This is a genomic window from Thiocapsa sp. C2-2m, assembly GCF_041903745.1.
Taxonomy (GTDB): Bacteria; Pseudomonadota; Gammaproteobacteria; order Chromatiales; family Chromatiaceae; genus Thiocapsa; species Thiocapsa roseilacustris.
The window spans coordinates 115,184-132,247 of record NZ_JBBWVD010000018.1 but is presented as its reverse complement, the minus strand read 5'-3'; the positions used below and the strand labels follow the sequence as shown (position 1 = coordinate 132,247).

The window sequence follows — 17,064 nt, the reverse complement described above, 5'->3', positions numbered from 1 at the left end:
GGGAGAAGGCGCCTGCACCCGAGACGAGCCCGTCCTGGGGTGCGCGTGTCGGCACCTACGCGATCTTCAACGCCGATCCCGGTTTTCCCATCGTCGATGTCGAGCTCAAGCTGCGCGAAGGCCATCTGTGCTTCAGCTACCGCATGCCCTACCTCACCGCCGCGGCGATTCAGGTGCCTCTGCGTGCGGTCTCCGAGAACGAGGCGATCATCCTCGGGCTCGGACGGACCCGCGGCGAGACCCTGCGGATGATTCGCGACGAGGAAGGGGAGGAGCGGCTGCGCTTCTCGGGGCTGATCGGACGCAGAATAAAACCGGCCCAGGGCACCGGCGAGGATGCTTGAGTCGGGAGAGGATCATGCTGTTTCCCGGGGAGCTTCGAGCCGGGCCGGACCTGACCCCGCCGCGTTTTGATCTCGCCGGCTCCTGCATGCGCCGGGCAGACAACCGTGGGTGGGGACCGGAGTCGATATCGCTTTTCGGGTTCCGGTTCCGGTTGAACGGTCGGTGTCCGGCCCGGGGGGGTTGCTTGGAGGCCCGGTGAGGGGGTGCGGGCTTTGGGCATGTCCAACGTGCTCCGATGCAGATGAAAGCGCGACGGCGGGGTTGTTCGAGGTCCGGCGAGCGGTCAGTATAGGTTCCGGTCGACCGCTGGGGGCGATAGACGGCTCCGAGGTTTCGAGGCGCCTGCTTCTTTCAGCCCACCGCAGACCGTCCCGCGGGCGGACCCGACTCCGGGCAGACCGCCGGGATGCGCCGCAGCCACACCGGGCCGATCGGCTCGACTACGGAGAGTATTAGCCTGTGCGATTCATCCTTCAAACCGGTCCGAACGGCACGCATTCCTGCCGCCTGTCGGTCCGTTACGCCGCGGCGGCCGCCGCCTTCGTCGCTGTCATGGGCGGCCCTGCGACCAGCGCGGAGCCCGTCCGCATTGATCCAGAAACAGGTGCGGCCACTTACGCGACCCATGCCCACGGCGTGAGCATCTCGCTCACCCAACTCCTGCCCGACCAGGTCCGCGCCTTCTACGTCGCACGCGGTTTCGAGCTGGCCGATGCGGATGTCTTTGCCGGGGCCTGCGTCTATATGACCGTACTGCGCAACGAGACGGCGCCGGGCGAGCTCGATTTTCGCCTGTCCGACTGGGAGGTCCGACACAACGATGAGGTCCGGCTCCTTCCGCCGCTGGACGACTGGTCGGCGCAATGGGCTGCGCGCGGCGTGCCCGATGCGGCGCGTCTCGCCTTCCGATGGGCGCAATTCCCCGCCGAGCAAGCCTACGCGCCAGGGGAGTGGAATCAAGGTATGTTGGCTACGGGGCTGCCGCCCGGCAGTCGCTTCGATCTGATCGCCCGCTGGACGATCGCGGACCAAACCTACGAGGGGAGACTCGACGATGTTCGTTGCACCGATTGACCGGATCCGCGCAGGCCGGTCGGTTTTGCCGGCCCTGCTCCTCTGCATCGGCACCGTCGGAGCCGTCGGCACTGGCAGTGCCGCCGATCTACCGCCCCTGAGCCACCGGCTCACGGTGATCGAGGATCCCGCTCCGGCGCCGCCGCTGCGCCTGGAGGATATCGACGGGGTCGAGCACGATCTCGCCGACCTCAAAGGCCGGCTGGTCCTGGTGAACTTCTGGGCCACCTGGTGCCCGCCGTGCCGTCGCGAGATGCCGTCCATGGAGCGGCTCTATCAGCAGTTCAACGCGCGCGGTCTCTCGGTCCTAGCGGTGGACGTCGGCGAGGACATGGACACCGTCTTCGCCTTCACCGGTCAGTTGGATCCGGCGCCGACCTTTCCGCTCCTGCTCGATATTGATTCGCGCGCCGCGCAGGACTGGAACGTGAAGGGTCTACCCACCAGCTTCGTGGTCGACCCGGAAGGCCGGGTGATCATCCGAGCCGTGGGCGGGACCGAGTTCGACGATGCGGCGGCCGTGGAGCAGTTGTTGCCGCATCTTCCGAAGCCTTAACGGCGTCCCGCGATGTCAATGGGTTCGAGCCCGAGGCTGACGAATGACGGCGGTCGGCATGGCGCGTCGCGATAGACAGGTCGATCTTGGGATGTCGATCCGCGGACGGACGACAAATCTCACGCACTATAAAGACGGCGACCTCGACAGCTCCACCTGGTCGTCGGCCTCGGTGGAGTCCGATAAGACCTCGACGATCAGGGTCGGATTGGTGACCAGGTCGCGCCGGCCGTCGTGGAACCGGCGCTCGCCGCGGATCACCATCCATTACAGGTCGCCGAAAAGGAGGCCTAAGTCGATCTCGATCGCTTCGAACGGCGGGATGCGCGCCTTGGCCGCGATCTCGTCCGGGCCTTCGGCCGTGAACACGGCACGATATCCGCCGGCATCCAGGGCATAGGCGATCAACGCCCGGTCCTCGGGAGCGACAATCCAATAGAAGGGAACCCCGGCACGCTGCAGCCGCAGGAAGTGAGTGACCGTATCCTTGCGCTCGTGGCCAGGGGAGAGGATCTCACAGACCCAGTCCGGCAGCACGGTGATGACGCCGGAAGGGCGCTCCGGCAGCCGCTCCTTGCGCCAGCCGGCGAGGTCGTGGCTGGGACAGTGGTGCTCGTTGTAACGGACACTGATCTCGGGGACGATCCACCAACCGCCGGGTTGCCGTTGCATGACGAGCGGGAATGATTGGCCAATCAGCGCGGTCTGCGCCTGGCCATGCTCGAAACGACTCATCGGCCGCTGCACGATCTCGCCGTCGATCAGCTCGACGTGCTCGTCGCCGGGCCAGGCCAGCAGGTCGTCGATGGTAAGGAATCGTTGCGCTTCCATCAGAGGTTGCTCGCAAGTCAGTCGGTGATGCTTTCGATAGCGCGATCCAGCTTAGCACTAAAGGGTCTCGGTTTCGAAGCCGACCAGGGTGCGCCGCTCGCGGCTGAATTCGATCCCGATCAAGTGAATCGGCTCGCCGCGCGCGCGGTATTGATCGGCATAGCCGCGCGCCCTGAGCTGTTGCGGCGTCCCGATCGCTCAGGGTGTCGAGGATCGGCTTGTCGTATTCATCGACCAGCACGACCACGCGTTGGCCGGTCCTCGGCGGCGGGCAGCTTGCCGGCCTGTTCGCCTGAGCAGGTGAGTGCGACCACGGGGAGCGCGATGGCGGACGACGCGTTCGGATGTCAGAACAAGGATCGCAGATCCATGGTCACGCCCGGGAGGGCCGCGATGCCGACACCGGACAGATCCGGTACCCTGAACCGGGTCGTATAGGTGCCGTCCGCCGGATCACGGTGGACGTCGAGATGCCGGAGGTATTCCTGGACCGTGATCGCATGGGGCTTGGGAAGCTGAATCGCCTGATTGGACATGGCTTCGGCCCTGGCTGTCGCTTCGATGCAGCATAGCGGAAACGTCGCACGCCAGAAAGGCAGGAAGGCTTGCGGTTCCGATTGCGCTCGAGAAGGCGACCTAAAGCCGAGGGTTCGCCGTAGGTCTCGACCGCCGACGTGCGACGCATAAACTGCTACCGAGGTTGATGCCGAGACCGGAGAATCCCGCCGAATCCGCAGCCGAAAAACATTCAACGCATCGGTGGATGATGGGCTGACGATCTGCCAGTATCGGTCTAACCAAGCCATCCCGGCAGTCGGAGGCACACCCATTGGATAGCTTCATCCAGACCCACGAGGCGACGATCCGTCTCGTGTTTTTCTTCGGCATCTTCGCGCTCATGGCGATCTGGGAGGTTCGCGCGCCGCGACGTGCACGCACCTTGACCCGACTGCAGCGCTGGACCAGCAACCTCGGACTGGTCGTTCTGAATACGATCGTGCTGCGCATCCTGTTTCCCGCCGCCGCGGTCGGGATGGCACTCTTCACGAGTGCGCAGGGGTGGGGGCTGCTCAACGCGATCGTGCTGCCGGGCTGGCTCGCGGTGCTCATTGCCGTCGTCGTGCTCGACTTCGTCATCTGGGTACAGCATGTGCTGTTCCACGCCGTGCCCGCGCTGTGGCGGCTGCATCGGGTCCATCATGCCGACCTGGACTACGACCTGACCACCGGCGCGCGCTTTCACCCGATCGAGATCGTCCTCTCGATGCTGATCAAGTTCGCGACCATCGCTGCACTCGGACCGCCGGTCGTCGCCGTTATCCTGTTTGAGGTCATCCTGAACGGCATGGCCATGTTCAATCATGCCAACGTTCGTCTGCCGCTCGGGATCGACCGCGCCTTGCGTTGGTTCGTGGTCACACCCGACATGCACCGCGTCCATCACTCGATCGAGGACGACGAGACCAACTCTAACTTCGGCTTCAATCTGTCCTGGTGGGATCGCCTGCTCGGCACCTACCGCGACCAGCCGCGGGCCGGTCACGAGGGGATGACCATCGGGATCCGCGACCACCGCAATCCGCGCCGGGTCGATCGGCTCGACGGGATGCTGATGCTGCCCTTCATCGGGCAAGTCACCGACTACGCGATCAATCGGCGCCGTTGGGAGGATCAGCCGCCGGATGCGCGGCGCTGACGAGAGCGGTCGAAAAACGGTCGCAGACGGTTCGATCACGCCCGGAGCAGTCGTGGCGGTCGCCTTCCTGCCGCGTTCGACGATCCGGCCGCGGGGTCGATTACTTCGGAGCATCAATTGTTCGCGCAGACCCCCGTCTGCTGCGACGGCGAAGGCGGTCGCGCGCGGCGGCGATGTGCTGCTTTGCGGCACCTGTCTGGATGCACGTGGAATCGGTGATGCCAAGCTGATCGAGGGCACGCGCCGCAGCACGATGGACGCGCTGGCCGAAGCGACCTTGGCGGCGGATCGGGCCTTGGTGTTTTGACCCGGATCGATCTCGACGACAACGCCAGCACACCGATCGCCCCGGCCGTTGCTCAGGCGTTGATCGAGCAGGCGCGCGCGGAGGTCGCCGTGCTGCTCGGCTGCGCACCCCGGAAGATCGACGCGAAAATGAGTATCTCGCTCTGGACGCGGTTTAGCACTCGAGGGTCTCGGTCTCGAAGCCGACCAGGGTGCGTTGCGCGCGGCTGAATTCGATTCCGATCAGGTGGATCGGCTCGCCGCGTGCACGGTATTTCTCGGCATAGCCGCGGTCCTTGAGTTGTTGCAGTGCCCGCCCCTCGGGCGCCAGCTCCACGACCTTGAACTCGAACAGCCAGATCCGCGCATTGAACTTGAGCGTCAGGTCGATGCGCCCGAGCTGGGTGGCGTCCTCCGCGGTCAGATCCAGGCCCAGCGCGGCGAGATGGCTGTAGAAGACGCTGGCGAAATAGCCCTCGAACCGCGCGATCGGGTTGGCGGTATGCCAGTGATGGGGGATGGCAGCGAACAGGCTCGCGACGTGGGCGCGCAGGGCGTCCAGGTCGCCGGCCACCAGCACGTCGTAGAGCCGGCTCGCCAGCTCGCTGACCTGGCCGGGCTGCCCGACCAGCGCTTTGGCCAGGCTGTCGTTGAGCGCGCTTTCGACCTCCAGATTCGGGTAGCCCAGGGTGTATTCGAGCCGCGCACCGAGCCGTCTCGATCCGGTGAAGGTCAGATAGCCGGTTTGCCACAAGAGCGCCTCGGGGGCCAGATGATCGACATCGAAGGCCGACAAGAGCGCCTCGTCGGCCCGCAGATGCGCGAGCCGGGGGGTAAAGAACCCGCGCTCGGTCAGCAGCTCGACCAGGAAGGTCGGCGTGCCGGTCTCGAACCACCAGGTGCGGAACTCGCGCGCATCGAAGAGCAGCAGCAGGTCGAAGGGGTTGTAAACCGCCTCGCCGGTCCAGTTGTAGCCGTTGTACCAGGCGCGGATCTGTGCGCGGTCCAAGCCCTCCAGCTCGGGGGCGAATACGTTGTCGACGTCCTGCTCGGTATAACCGCAGAGCGCCGAATAGCGGGCGTCGACCGTAATATCCTTCAGGTTATTGAGCCCGGAGAAGAGGCTCACCTTGCTGAATTTGCTCACCCCGGTGAGCAAGGCGAAACGGATGTGGGCGTCGTTGTCCTTGATCACCGAATAGAGGTTGCGCAGGCCATCGCGCATGGCGCGGGCGGTGTCCCGATCCTTCAGATTGTCGAGGATCGGTTTGTCGTACTCGTCGACCAGCACCACCACGCGCTGGCCGGTCGCTGCATGGGCTTGGCGGATCAATCGACCGAAACGCCCCGACAGACCCGACGCCTCGGCCGTCACATTCAGGCGCTCGGCATTGTCGTCCAACAGCTCGCCAATCCTGTCGTCGAGTTCCGCTCGGCTCCGCAGCACACCCGCGCCGAAGCTGATGCGGATCACCGGATAGCGGGTCGTCCAGTCCCAGTGCGGATGGATCAGCAGCCCACGAAACAAGGGCTCGTTGCCGGCGAAGAGCTCCGCGATCGTGTCGATGAGCAGGGATTTGCCGAACCGGCGCGGGCGCGAGAGGAAGTACTGACTGCCCTCAGCGACCAAGCGCTGGATCAAGCCGGTCTTATCGACATAGTAATGATCGGCTTCGCGGATCTTGGCAAAGGTCTGGATCCCGATCGGCAGTTTGCGGCGGTGCATGATGGTCCTCGGCGGCGCGCGGCGCGCGGCGCGCGGCGTGTCGGCATTTTGGCTCAGTGTAGACCCGCCGGGAATAAACCGACATGGCGCCGCTAAGGGATAAGGGGGTAAGGTCAAAGATCAAATATTCCGGGCCAGACGCAGACACGAGGTGATTTCCGCAAACTTCCATACCCGTAGGTTGTGCTGACGATAGGAAGCACAACTTGCGCCGACGGTTGGTTGTGCCTCGCACGGCTCGGCACAACCTACGGCGTTGGTATGAGGGTTTCCGGTATTCGCCTAAGTCCTGCTCAAGGAGGATCGGCCATGGCCAAACCGCGCAGTCGTCTGCTGGCGTTTCTGAGTTGCCTGCTCCTTTGGAGCCTGTTCGGTTCTCCGCTCGCGCCCTTCGAGGCCCGGGCAGCCGCCGACGTGAATCCACTGGTGGCTGCCGAAGCCTTCTACGATGATCCTGGGCTGGCTCCGGGAACCGGTACGTCCCTGACGTTGGGCGGCGATGAGGGCGAGGTCGCGCGCACTGCCGAGGGCGCCGTTGATCCGGGCGGAGCCGAGCTCGGTGCCCACACCCTTTACGTCCGCTTCAGGGACCAGGCTGGGGTCTGGTCTCCGCCGCTGGGACAGACTTCGGTCCTCTCCTCGACCACCCCCGGCGGCCCATCTCCCGGCGGCGCCATCCGGTTGGTGGCAGCGGAGGCTTTCGTGGATCAGGATCCCGGTCAGGGCCGCGGTGTCCCCTTGGATCAGGTCGCGGACGGCGCCATCGACAGCGCCATGGAGGTTCTCGGCAGCAATGCCGCCATCACTGGGCTGGTGCCGGGACCCCCTGTGCTGAACCTGCGTTTCCTGGATAGCGCCGGGGTCTGGTCGGCGCCGATCCGGCAGAGTTTTTACGTTGCCCCCGGCACCACGACGCCCGGCAGCGGCCCGACCTACTTGGTGGCCGCCGCGGGCCTGTTGCCTTGCCGGCGGATGACGGGGCCTTCGGTGATCTCGTCGAGACGGCGTCGCTGGACGAGCCCGTGGGGTCGGGTTATCACAGCGCGATCATCCGCTTCCAGGACAGTCTGGGGGTCTGGAGCGCTATCGACGCACCTCCCGGCGATTGCGGTACGCCCGTACCCCTCAGCGGGCGCTTGGGGGATGCCACCACCGGTGCCGTCCTGGCGGGGGTCGAGGTCAGCGCGGGCGGCCAGTCGGCCGTCACCGATGCGCGCGGCTATTTCACCCTGGCCGGGCTGCCCTGCTGTCCCGTGGTGGTCACGGTCAGCCTCGGCGGCTATGCGACCTATCAACGCCTGTTCGACCCTGCGGTGGGCGGCTGGCTGGAGATCAGACTGACCGCTCCGGGCACCACCGATGGTTTCGACAGTCAGTCCGGTTACGGTGGCGATCCGGTCAACACCGCCACCGGCAACTATGTTTATTCCGCCGTTGATTTGCAGATCCCCGGCATCGGGCTGCCGTTCCACTTCGAGCGTGTCTACAACTCGCAGGTGGCGAGCGAGACCGGGGCGGTGGGGACACCTTTGGGCTTTGGCTGGACCCACAGTTATCAGGTCAGCCTCAGCAGCACCGCAGGGGTCGTCACCATTACGTGGAGTGATGGCCATACGGAGACCTTCGCCGCTGACGGCAGCGGTGGCTTCAAGGCCCAGTACGGGGTCTTCGATACCTTCACGGGGCCGGACGGTGGCCCCTACGCCCTGCAGAAACGCGACGGGACTCGCTACGATTTCGACGCCGCCGGCCGGCTCGCCGCCATCACGGACCGCAACGGCAATGCCTTGACCCTGACCTACGCGGACGGACGCCTGACCCGGATCGTCGATACCGCCGGTCGGGCCATCGACCTGACCTATGACGTGGCGGGCCGTCTCACCCGCTTCACCGATCCACTGGGTCGCAGTGTTCGCTACGGCTATGACGAACGCGGCAACGTGACCCGCCAGCGGGATGCCTTGGGCGGGGTGACGACACACCGACGCGGTCGGCGAGATCGACGCCTGGCTCGGCTGGTTGCAGAGTCAAGGCGTGGAAGAGGTGGCCCTGTTGGGACATTCGCGCGGCGGCAATCAGTCGGCCCGCTTCGCAGCCGAGCACCCGAACGCCCCGCTCAACGCCGTGATCCTTATCGCACCGCAGACCTGGAGCGAGGCCGCAGCGGTGCAGGACTACGACAAGCGCTTCGGCAAGGCGTTGGAACTTCAGCTCGAGCGGGCGCGGCTCCTCGATTCGGACGGTCGTGGCACCGAGATGCTCAAGCCAGTGGACTTCATCTATTGCGCGGAGACCACGGCTACAGCCGCCGCCTTTCTCTCCTACTATTCTCCCGATCCCCGCATGGACACCCCGAGTCTGATCCCCGAGATCAAGGCCCCCGTTCTGGTGGTGGCCGGGAGCGAGGACGATGTCGTCGAAGGACTGGTCGAGGCAGTGCAGCCGCTGGCGGACGGCGAGCGCGTCAACCTGATCCTGTTGGACGGCGCCGATCATTTCTTCCGCGATCTCTACGCGGAGGAGATCGCCGACGCCGTGCAGACGCTGATTGCGGGCGAGTGAGGGTGAGGGACTCGTGACACCCGCTCTGCGGTGTCACGCTTGCCCCGCGGCGCTCTGTGCCACCTGCAGGTTTGGCTTGAGTGACGAGCGAGGCCGCCTCATGGTTCATCCTTCGTGGTCTCGTCGGCACCGGGCCCCGTAACATGCCCCGTAACATGCCCCGTAACATGCTCAGTCGCTTGCATAGGCGAGATAGCCAACATCCGCCGGTTCCGGTGCACGCACTGCATCGTGCAGGCCGGGTGCGTGTATTCGGCGTGGTCCCCAGGCTGACCAACGACCGATCTCGCGTGCATCCAGGTCGGTGCGTCGCGCTCTATAACGCGAAGATCACGCCAGTGCTGCCTGTCCGAAGCCGCTGCAAATGGAACTGTGTCAGCGTATCGGCGGGGAATCGTGCGGCGCATGCTTCAAGCAGGGCGAGTGCGCTGTCATCGGCACCCGCCATTGCGGTATAGGCCCGCGCGTAGGTCTCGGCGAGGCCGCTCCTGACCTCGGACTCCGTCAAGGGCGTGAAGCTGGAGACCGGCCGAGTCTTACCCTTGAGCAGCAGCTCGCCGATGGGTCGGGTCGCCGGTGGGCTTGCGCAGAGCTCGAGCGTCGCCGCGCTGAAGATCAGCCGTGTGCCGAACACCTTGTTTGCCGTCTCCAAGCGCGCTGCGGTGTTGATCGGGTCGCCGAAGGCGCGATAGTCCAGATGACACCACCTCCACCAGTCGATCGAGGTAACGGTTGAGCAGGTCGACCAGCATCTCCGGCTCGCAGCACTCCACCAGCGGCGTGAAGCCGGCCAGATCGGTCATGATGAAGCTGCAGTGACGTCGCTCGCCGCCAAGATTCAACTGCCTCGGGTCGCGCATCAGATGTCGCACCAGATTCGGCGACAGATAGCTCGAGAAGGCACGCTGGATCCAGCGTCGCTCACGTTCTGCGAGCAGATAGCTCGACATGGCCAGCGCGATGTAGACCGCGGTGATGGTCAGCACCGGTGACAGGGGATTGAGCAACAGCCGCTGCTGCACGAACAGCTGGAAGGCCACCGCCACCACCGTCGCCACCAAAAGCGCGCCCGGCACCACCAGCCAGAGCCCACGGCGCCACAACGAAATGCCGATCAGCAGCAGCGCGCCGGTGGCGGCAAAGGTCAGCTCGGCGGCGCTCGCCCACGACGGCTGCCAGGGATGCGCGCCGGCCATGAGCTGCGCCAAGGCTTGCGCGTGCACGTCGGCAGTGTGAGCCGCAGCAGCTCCGCGACGAGCGATGGATAGGGCGTTTCACCCATCTGCACCAGCAACGGGACGCGGCGCACGTGGCCATCGCGGTCCGGGAACACGTTCAGCGCGCCGATTCCGGCAGCGCCCTGCAGCGACGCCGTCGAGGGCAGCAAACTCTTCGAGAGCGAATTTGCAAGCTGTGGTATCGGATGTCCGACCGTCATCAGCCCGGCCGGTCGCGGTGGCGCCTGATCGCCCGGCTCGAGGACGGGTCGATGGTCATCATGGGCGAGAATGCCGAGCTCGCGATCGACGACTTCGTCTATACCGAAGGCGAGTCTGGGGCGAAGGGAAGGTCGCACGTGCACTGGAGATGGTTTCGATCGGAAAATGACCGGGTCGGTTTGCGCGGGTGAGAGGCGCCGCCCGCGCCCCGATGTCCAATCATCCGATGCGGCGCAGGATGTAGAACACATACCCGCAGATTCCGGCCGCATCCGTCATCAGCGCGATCTCCTGCTCGGTCATGTCGGCGACGGCCAGGGCCTCCGGGTCGTCGGCGTGGGCGGCGCGGAAGCCCGGCAAGCGCGCCTGCAATGGCCCGTAATAGTCGATCGTCCAGGCCTCTGTCGGCAGCGGGAAATGCCCGACCGTTGCCCATCCAAGGGCGCGTGCCGCCGCCAGGTTGTCCGCGACGTTGCGCATTCCAGGATAGTCTTCGCGCCAATGGTCGCGTAAGGCCGCCGGGGGGTGATCGGTGAACCAGGACAGCTCCGAAACCACGAGCCAGCCGCCGGGGCGCAGCAGGCTGCGCCAGTGCGTCAGACCCGCGTCGAATCCCATGATGTAGATGGCCCCCTCGCTCCAGATCAGATCGAAGGCGTCGCTTCGGAACGGGAGTGCGTGCATGTCGGCGACCAGGGGTCGAATCCGCCCGTCGAGACCGCGCGCCTGTGCCCGTGTCCGCAGATCGAGGAGAAACAGCGGCACCCGATCGACGGCGGTGATGTGCCCGGTGGTCGACTCAGCCAGGACCAGGGACGCGGCTCCGCTGCCGCACCCGATATCCAGGATCTCGGGATCTGCGGGCAGTCCGACACAGTCCGCCAGCGCCCGGCGTGTCGCCGTCTCGCTGCCGGGACCCAGACGCGGCAAGCCGGCATGCAATGCAATCAGCCAGTCCATCAAACGGGTATCGTCCATCGAGCTTCGCGTCCTCGCGTCGGGTCGGAGTCAGGTCAGTCTAACCCGGTTCCGCGAGAACGGCGACGAGCTTCCAGCCCCGTGCGCCGAACCCGTCATCCCCTCTTCAGCCAGCAGTGCGGCGCGCAGCATTTCTTCGAACGCGCGTGCATGTGCGCGCTCGGCGGCGCATGCCGGGCAGTGTGCCGCGTGCCGATTAGTGTCGGCATCCTCGCGCGCGGGATCGACCAAGAGTCGACGACGGAAGTCACGGCAGTTCATCGAATAATGCTCTCTCGGATGCCAGACGACTGGCGCCAATTCGGGCGCATCGGGTCTCCCCATGTCCACAAGACCCGGCATGCAGGCGATCTCTTGCACGCCGGTGCGCCCGACCGTACCCCGGCCAATGTCCATCGCCGTCGGTCGCGTGGGTGCGGTCCTAGACCGCGACGAGTCGCATCGACCAACCTCGTTGCCGCTCGCTCCGCTCACCTGGCCGAGCGTTGATTTTGGCCGGATGCCCCACTCGACGGCGGTGCAGAGATTCCGAGACCATCCGAGGTCTGGGTTGAGCCGTTGCAGAGCTCGGCGTCAACGCGCCCGGCGGATCGCGCAAGCGCGATCCGCCGGACTGGTTTCAAGCGTGGCTATGGCGCCACGGAGTCCGCTCGGGGACTCCGGCGGCGTCCCGGCATCGCCCTTATTTCGCCTTGTCGGCGCCGCATTTCCCTTCGCCGCACTTGCCTTCCTTCTCCTTATCGGCGCCGCATTTGCCTTCGCCGCACTTACCTTCCTTCTCCTTGTCGGCGCCGCACTTGCCTTCGCCGCACTTGCCCTCGGTGCCCGCTTCGGCGAGCAGCATATAGCCGGTGTCGAGAGACTGGGCGGCGAAGGGGTTGGCCGCGGCCTGCGCGAGGCCGTAGGCGCCGAGACTGCCGACAAGGGCAGCACCGACGAGGGCTGCAGCGGGGGTGATCGTCTTCTTGGTCATGATGTCAATCCTAAAAAGGGTTTAAGGCCGGTGTTCGGGGTGTGGCCTCGGAGTGCCGCATCCCGGTGGTGTTTCTTGTGATGGCCAGGGCGGGTCGCCTGCGAGCCGTCTCGGAGTTGTGAACCTGCTGCTCGGCCATCACCGCTAAAGACCCGGGAGAAGGATCGGTTCTTTCAGGCGGCTCGCAACAATTTCGGTTCTCGACAGTTGGATTCAGGCCGACCTGAATTTACGGGCTTTTCACGGGAGCCGATGCCGAGGCCATCGGAGAATGTCCGGCGATTACCCATCGGTTCGGATGTCCCCTCGCATGCAGGCGGTTTGGGCCTTGTTAGGGCTTTATGTCGGGACCTTCGTCGTGCTCATGCTGGCCCTGATGACGCTGGGCATGGATGCGATCACGGCGTTCGGCTCGGTGGCGACCTGGATGAACAACCTGGGTCCCGGACTCGGCGGCACCGCAGCCAACTTTGCCGCCGTCTCTGACGTGCAGAAGTGGATCTGCGCCATGGCCATGCGGCTCGGCCTGGGCCGACTGCGCCAAGCTGATCGGCGCCGAGCCGGATTGGGTCTTCTGGCACCGATGGCCCGATCACCGACTCCACGACCACGACGAGCCCGGCCAGGGCCTCGCGACGCTCACGCAGGAGGTTGAAACCCAACTCACCGGCGATGCCTTCTGGTCGCTGGTCGAACGGCTCGCCACCGGGCGTCGGCTCATGCTGACCGCCGATCACGGCTACGCCGCCAGCGGTCAGTTTCCCGACAGCGGTAAAGACGAGGCCGAGTCTCTCAAGGGGCGCTTCAAAAGCGGTCGCGCGGTCGAATCTGCCGAGGAGCCGGGCAACTGGTCCCCCCCGCTTGATCTGGCCATCGCCAGCGCCCACGGCCGTCACCTCTACGTCAACGGCCGGCGCAAATGGAAGAGCCAGGGTGGTTATCCGACACTCACGCACGGCGGATTGAGTATCCTGGAGGTGGCGGTGCCCTTCGTCGAGTTGATACGTAAAGCAGGATGAAAGCGCTCGATATCACCCGGCAAGATCCGCAACCCAAACGCCATTTGCGCCTCCGAATCGACTTGGCTAAGATTAGCCAGTCATGACTTCGGAGGCACCCAATGCAAGTCAATATGTTGGAAGCCAAAAGCCAACTCTCCAGCCTAATCGTCGCGGCGGAACGCGGCGAAGAGGTGTTGATTGCGCGCAACGGCAAACCGATTGCCCGTATCGTTCCCTATGCGCCTCCCCGCGTGAAGTCGCCCGGCGCTTGGAAGGGGCTTGCGCCCTGTTCCACCGAATGGCGATCGCCCGAGACGGATCAGGCGGTCGAGCGACTCTTCACCGGCGAAGACGATGCGCCTGCTGCTTGATACCTGCATCCTGTACGACTGGATGATGGACGCTCTGGCCGATCCCGAGACGGTCGCGCTGATCCAGCAGACAGGGGCTTTTGTCAGCGCGGTCGCGGTCTGGGAGATGTCGATCAAGCACGCCTTGGGCAAGATGACACTCCCTTCGCGCCGGATCGTCGAGGATGTCGAAGCACAGGGATTCGGTTGGCTCAATATCACGCCGAGCCATGCTCAGGCCGTCCTCGACCTCCCCGCGCATCACAAAGACCCCTTCGATCGTCTGCTGATCGCGCAGGCCCAATGCGAGGGGATGCAAATCCTCACCTATGATCGGCTGTTCCGCGACTACCTGCCGGAGACGCGGCTCGTGCGCCAGTAGGTTGGGCAAAGCGCAGCGTGCCCAACCCGCGCCGGCATCACAGGGAGCCGTTGGGCACGCTGCGCTTTGCCCAACCTACTTTGCTACTTTCCTGAACCCCACGTACCCCTGTCTGGGTCGGCCTGCTGTCCGGCGTGAGCGTACTGGCCGAATTCCTTTACCCACATCTTATAAAGACAATTTCTCTCACGGAGACACGGAGACACGGAGACAAAAATATTGAATAACAATGACTTCATCAGTAGCGACGTGCCCTCTCGTCGTCGCGCCATGGACCGGCCGACCGACGTCCGGCCTTAGTCTCGGGTCGATCAGGCGCTGGTGTCGAGTCCCTCTTCTCCGTGCCTCCGTGTCTCCGTGAGAGAATCTCGGAGATATGGGTAACGGCATGTCCTGGCCGAGCGCGGCCTCCTTTTGGAGAATCCGATGAATCAGACAGTTGCCATTGAATGTCCTGCGGAGATTCTGGTCAGTCTTCACATGAATGCCGAGGGGCTCGCCGGGTTCATGAAGGAGCAGGCGGCCTTTGCCCTGTTTCGTGAGGGGCGTTTGTCGTCCGGCACAGCCGCGGCTTGGCTCGGCATTCCCCGCGTCACCTTTCTGTTGCGGGCGATGGACGTTGGCGCAGTGCTGCTGGAAGACAGCGCGGACGATCTGGCGCGGGAGACGTCGTTGCTGGGTGAATCGGTGTGATCTTTTCCCGCATCGACGGTGAGTTATGAACAACTTGAGACTGGATCTACCGCTGGCTGGGTTGCCCTCGCCGGCGGAATTGACGGACAGCTTTGCCGATGAGGCGCGTTTTCTGCTCGCGCTCAAATTGTTCGAGCAGGGGCGAATCTCCTCGGGCAAAGCCGCAGTGCTTTGCGGCATGGGGCGGGTCGCCTTTCTTCTGGCCGCAGGCCGCGCCGGGGTTCCGGTGGTCGATTTGAGCGGAGACGATCTGGACGAAGAGTTCGCGTGATGCTCATCGAGCGCGCTGTCATTAACGCCGGGCCCTTGGTTGCGCTGTCGCTGATCGGGCGGCTCGATCTGTTGGACGCCTTGTTTCCCGAGTTCTGGATTCCGGATATCGTCTTTCAGGAGGTCGTCGTGGCCGGCGTCGGACGACCCGGGAGCCTCAGCCTTGCCGAAGCACGCTGGCGTGAGCGTGTGTGCTCGGCTCCCGAGCCGGACCCATTGCTGGTCGTCGAGCTCGATCCCGGCGAAGCGTCCGTGATCGCGTTGGCGCGTCATCTGTCGCCGTGCATGGCGATCATCGACGAAAAGCGCGGACGCCGTATCGCACGCCATGTCTATGGTTTGGCGCTCAAGGGCACTGCTGGCTTGCTGGTCGAGGCAAAGCATCAGGGGCTGATCGATGATGTGCGCACATCGCTGATGGAGCTGAAAGTGGCTGGCTATTTTCTTTCCGACGCTGTCATTGAAAGAGCCTGCGCGGCGGTGCGGCATCCTTAAGTAGGTTGGGCAAAGCGAAGCGTGCCCAACCAAACGCCAGCGAGAGCACGTCATGCGGTATCGCAGATCGCAACAATCCGGCGGGAGCTTCTTCTTTACACTCGTGACCTATGAGCGTCAGCCCATTCTGACTCGACCTGGCCATCTCGATCGCCTGCGAGCGGCGTTCAAACGCGAGATCGAGAAGTATCCATTCGCTTTGGATGCGATCGTGATTCTGCCGGACCACCTGCATGCCCTATGGCATTTACCTGAAGGGGATCGGGATTTTTCGGGGCGATGGAGCCGGATCAAGCGGTATTTTAGTATCGGCTGTGTTGGGACAACCGCTGAACAATCGGATTCAAGACGACAAGAACGGGAGCGGATGGTTTGGCAGCGACGATTTTGGGAACATACCGCTGGAGATCATCAGCTATGGCAACAACGATGACACATGAACCCGAGTGTGTGGCACTGAAGCGGCTTGGAGCCGACCATGTCGCACGCTTGACCGCCGGCATGTCCACAGAAGAGCAATTGGTCTTCTGGGGCGCGCGAACCGAAGCCATGAGGATGCGCCAAGAGCAACAACGAGGGCCAAGGGCAACAACCAACCGATACCACGACGTGAGAGAAGGTTGACCGATGGTACGTGTGCGCTACAACCAGGGCTGGTCCCGCCGCGGCTTTACGCTGCTCTGGGACGCCGACGTTCTTGCCGGACTCGCCTCGCCGAACGCGGTGCTGTCGCTGCGCCAGTTCTTCGACCTGGTGGATGACTGGCCTGAAGAGCTGCCCGCCGCCGATGGCGACGCGCTGATTGTCGCCGGGCTCGAGGGTTGTCTCGATGTCCTCTCCGGCGACGATGCCGGCCAATGGCTCGAAACCGATCTGCGCGAGGCCGTCTTCTCCTTTCATGACTTCTACGAGGGCCAGGCCGGTCTGATCCTCTGGGTGCCGAGCGGCCGCAACCGCATCAGCATGAATGGCGCGAGCGAGACCTACCACTGGAAGCATCGCGACGCCGGCCCCGACGGTTTGCCGATCGGCCGACTGCTGTTCTCCGGCGCCGAGAACGAGGTCGAGCGACTGCTGAGCAGCGACGATTCCAACGCCGACTACGACGGCAAACATTGGGCCGGGCTGCATCATCCGCGCATCAGTTGAGAGAGATTTTTTATGACCGATTTGATTACGATCGATCCAGACATCTGCCATGGAAAACCCTGCATTCGCGGTCTGCGCTATCCGGTGGTGAATGTCCTCGAATGGCTTACCGGTGGAATGACCATCGATGAGATTCTGGCTGACGACGAGGATCTGACGCGGGAGGACGTCCTTGCGGCGCTCGCCTTTGCGGCCCGGATGACCCATGTCAAACGAATTGAGCCATTGGCGGCATGAAGCAGCGACTTCATCGAGTTGC

At 64.4% G+C, this 17,064-nt stretch carries 25 protein-coding genes and 1 pseudogene; 17 read left to right on the top strand and 9 right to left on the bottom strand.

Features of this window, described 5'->3' with window-relative positions:
• From AADX97_RS15700 to AADX97_RS15690, 3 genes are all read left to right on the top strand, one after another.
• A partial coding sequence (locus AADX97_RS15700; RefSeq protein WP_374234404.1) for a hypothetical protein occupies positions 1-344 on the top strand: 344 nt, incomplete at its 5' end.
• A gap of 460 nt (positions 345-804) precedes the next feature.
• A complete protein-coding gene (locus tag AADX97_RS15695; RefSeq protein ID WP_374234405.1) occupies positions 805-1,419 on the top strand; it encodes a hypothetical protein in 615 nt (204 codons plus the stop codon).
• Positions 1,400-1,975 (top strand): TlpA family protein disulfide reductase, encoded by a 576-nt coding sequence (locus AADX97_RS15690; protein ID WP_374234407.1) that lies wholly within the window; start codon positions 1,400-1,402, stop codon positions 1,973-1,975. The genes AADX97_RS15695 and AADX97_RS15690 overlap by 20 nt, the downstream gene beginning before the upstream one ends.
• Positions 1,976-2,101: 126 nt before the next feature.
• Here AADX97_RS15690 and AADX97_RS15685 read toward each other — a convergent pair whose 3' ends face one another.
• The 3 genes from AADX97_RS15685 to AADX97_RS15675 form a co-directional block, all read right to left on the bottom strand.
• The gene (locus AADX97_RS15685) at positions 2,102-2,239 is read right to left on the bottom strand and encodes a hypothetical protein (protein ID WP_374234408.1); all 138 of its coding nucleotides are present in this window, start codon (positions 2,237-2,239) and stop codon (positions 2,102-2,104) included.
• A 3-nt stretch (positions 2,240-2,242) separates the two neighbouring features.
• On the bottom strand, positions 2,243-2,806 hold the full coding sequence (locus AADX97_RS15680) for a Uma2 family endonuclease (protein WP_374234409.1): 564 nt from the start codon (positions 2,804-2,806) through the stop codon (positions 2,243-2,245).
• A 347-nt stretch (positions 2,807-3,153) separates the two neighbouring features.
• Positions 3,154-3,342, bottom strand: coding sequence for a hypothetical protein (locus AADX97_RS15675; protein WP_374234410.1), 189 nt, complete (start codon positions 3,340-3,342; stop codon positions 3,154-3,156).
• A 293-nt stretch (positions 3,343-3,635) separates the two neighbouring features.
• On the opposite strand from AADX97_RS15675, the gene AADX97_RS15670 reads away from it, so the two are divergent.
• Both AADX97_RS15670 and AADX97_RS15665 read left to right on the top strand, forming a co-directional pair.
• Entirely contained in the window at positions 3,636-4,502 is an 867-nt protein-coding gene (locus tag AADX97_RS15670; RefSeq protein ID WP_374234411.1) for a sterol desaturase family protein, read from the top strand.
• The gene (locus tag AADX97_RS15665) at positions 4,489-4,809 is read left to right on the top strand and encodes a DsrE family protein (protein ID WP_374234412.1); all 321 of its coding nucleotides are present in this window, start codon (positions 4,489-4,491) and stop codon (positions 4,807-4,809) included. The genes AADX97_RS15670 and AADX97_RS15665 overlap by 14 nt, the downstream gene beginning before the upstream one ends.
• 153 nt (positions 4,810-4,962) lie before the next feature.
• Here the strand turns inward: AADX97_RS15665 and AADX97_RS15660 are convergent, their stop codons facing one another.
• Positions 4,963-6,513: an ATP-binding protein gene (locus tag AADX97_RS15660; RefSeq protein WP_374234413.1), complete on the bottom strand. Its 1,551-nt coding sequence runs from the start codon at positions 6,511-6,513 to the stop codon at positions 4,963-4,965.
• Between the two features lie 1,022 nt (positions 6,514-7,535).
• Here AADX97_RS15660 and AADX97_RS15655 point away from each other — a divergent pair.
• Together AADX97_RS15655 and AADX97_RS15650 are read left to right on the top strand one after the other, a co-directional pair.
• Positions 7,536-8,435: pseudogene (locus tag AADX97_RS15655) on the top strand (DUF6531 domain-containing protein); the annotation flags it as partial.
• 76 nt (positions 8,436-8,511) lie between these two features.
• Positions 8,512-9,075, top strand: coding sequence for an alpha/beta hydrolase (locus tag AADX97_RS15650; protein ID WP_374234549.1), 564 nt, complete (start codon positions 8,512-8,514; stop codon positions 9,073-9,075).
• Positions 9,076-9,611: 536 nt separating this feature from the next.
• On the opposite strand, the gene AADX97_RS15645 is transcribed toward AADX97_RS15650, so the two are convergent.
• A complete protein-coding gene (locus tag AADX97_RS15645; RefSeq protein ID WP_374234555.1) occupies positions 9,612-10,298 on the bottom strand; it encodes an adenylate/guanylate cyclase domain-containing protein in 687 nt (228 codons plus the stop codon).
• Positions 10,220-10,462, bottom strand: coding sequence for a CHASE2 domain-containing protein (locus AADX97_RS15640; protein ID WP_374234550.1), 243 nt, complete (start codon positions 10,460-10,462; stop codon positions 10,220-10,222). The genes AADX97_RS15645 and AADX97_RS15640 overlap by 79 nt, the downstream gene beginning before the upstream one ends.
• Between AADX97_RS15640 and AADX97_RS15635 the strand changes: the two genes are divergently transcribed.
• Positions 10,385-10,705, top strand: coding sequence for a hypothetical protein (locus tag AADX97_RS15635; RefSeq protein WP_374234556.1), 321 nt, complete (start codon positions 10,385-10,387; stop codon positions 10,703-10,705). The genes AADX97_RS15640 and AADX97_RS15635 overlap by 78 nt on opposite strands.
• A gap of 28 nt (positions 10,706-10,733) precedes the next feature.
• On the opposite strand, the gene AADX97_RS15630 is transcribed toward AADX97_RS15635, so the two are convergent.
• The 3 genes from AADX97_RS15630 to AADX97_RS15620 form a co-directional block, all read right to left on the bottom strand.
• On the bottom strand, positions 10,734-11,492 hold the full coding sequence (locus AADX97_RS15630) for a class I SAM-dependent methyltransferase (protein WP_374234415.1): 759 nt from the start codon (positions 11,490-11,492) through the stop codon (positions 10,734-10,736).
• 30 nt (positions 11,493-11,522) lie between these two features.
• Positions 11,523-11,888 (bottom strand): hypothetical protein, encoded by a 366-nt coding sequence (locus tag AADX97_RS15625; protein ID WP_374234417.1) that lies wholly within the window; start codon positions 11,886-11,888, stop codon positions 11,523-11,525.
• Between the two features lie 286 nt (positions 11,889-12,174).
• On the bottom strand, positions 12,175-12,465 hold the full coding sequence (locus tag AADX97_RS15620) for a low-complexity protein (protein ID WP_374234418.1): 291 nt from the start codon (positions 12,463-12,465) through the stop codon (positions 12,175-12,177).
• A gap of 470 nt (positions 12,466-12,935) precedes the next feature.
• Here AADX97_RS15620 and AADX97_RS15615 point away from each other — a divergent pair, with 470 nt between their 5' ends.
• From AADX97_RS15615 to AADX97_RS15575, 9 genes are all read left to right on the top strand, one after another.
• Positions 12,936-13,484 (top strand): hypothetical protein, encoded by a 549-nt coding sequence (locus tag AADX97_RS15615; RefSeq protein WP_374234419.1) that lies wholly within the window; start codon positions 12,936-12,938, stop codon positions 13,482-13,484.
• Between the two features lie 101 nt (positions 13,485-13,585).
• Positions 13,586-13,837: a type II toxin-antitoxin system Phd/YefM family antitoxin gene (locus tag AADX97_RS15610; protein ID WP_374234420.1), complete on the top strand. Its 252-nt coding sequence runs from the start codon at positions 13,586-13,588 to the stop codon at positions 13,835-13,837.
• Complete coding sequence (locus AADX97_RS15605) at positions 13,821-14,198, top strand: type II toxin-antitoxin system VapC family toxin (RefSeq protein WP_213458102.1); 378 nt, start codon at positions 13,821-13,823, stop codon at positions 14,196-14,198. The genes AADX97_RS15610 and AADX97_RS15605 overlap by 17 nt, the downstream gene beginning before the upstream one ends.
• A 426-nt stretch (positions 14,199-14,624) precedes the next feature.
• Entirely contained in the window at positions 14,625-14,891 is a 267-nt protein-coding gene (locus AADX97_RS15600) for a UPF0175 family protein (protein ID WP_374234421.1), read from the top strand.
• A 25-nt stretch (positions 14,892-14,916) separates the two neighbouring features.
• Positions 14,917-15,162 carry a UPF0175 family protein gene (locus AADX97_RS15595; RefSeq protein ID WP_374234422.1) on the top strand — a complete coding sequence of 82 codons (246 nt, stop codon included), beginning with the start codon at positions 14,917-14,919 and terminating at the stop codon, positions 15,160-15,162.
• Positions 15,162-15,656 carry a DUF3368 domain-containing protein gene (locus AADX97_RS15590; RefSeq protein WP_213458104.1) on the top strand — a complete coding sequence of 165 codons (495 nt, stop codon included), beginning with the start codon at positions 15,162-15,164 and terminating at the stop codon, positions 15,654-15,656. Before AADX97_RS15595 ends, AADX97_RS15590 begins: the two co-directional genes overlap by 1 nt.
• 52 nt (positions 15,657-15,708) lie before the next feature.
• Positions 15,709-16,089 carry a transposase gene (locus tag AADX97_RS15585; RefSeq protein WP_374234424.1) on the top strand — a complete coding sequence of 127 codons (381 nt, stop codon included), beginning with the start codon at positions 15,709-15,711 and terminating at the stop codon, positions 16,087-16,089.
• A gap of 194 nt (positions 16,090-16,283) precedes the next feature.
• On the top strand, positions 16,284-16,805 hold the full coding sequence (locus AADX97_RS15580) for a hypothetical protein (protein WP_374234425.1): 522 nt from the start codon (positions 16,284-16,286) through the stop codon (positions 16,803-16,805).
• A gap of 12 nt (positions 16,806-16,817) precedes the next feature.
• The gene (locus tag AADX97_RS15575) at positions 16,818-17,042 is read left to right on the top strand and encodes a DUF433 domain-containing protein (RefSeq protein WP_374234426.1); all 225 of its coding nucleotides are present in this window, start codon (positions 16,818-16,820) and stop codon (positions 17,040-17,042) included.
• The last annotated feature ends 22 nt before the right edge of the window (positions 17,043-17,064 follow it).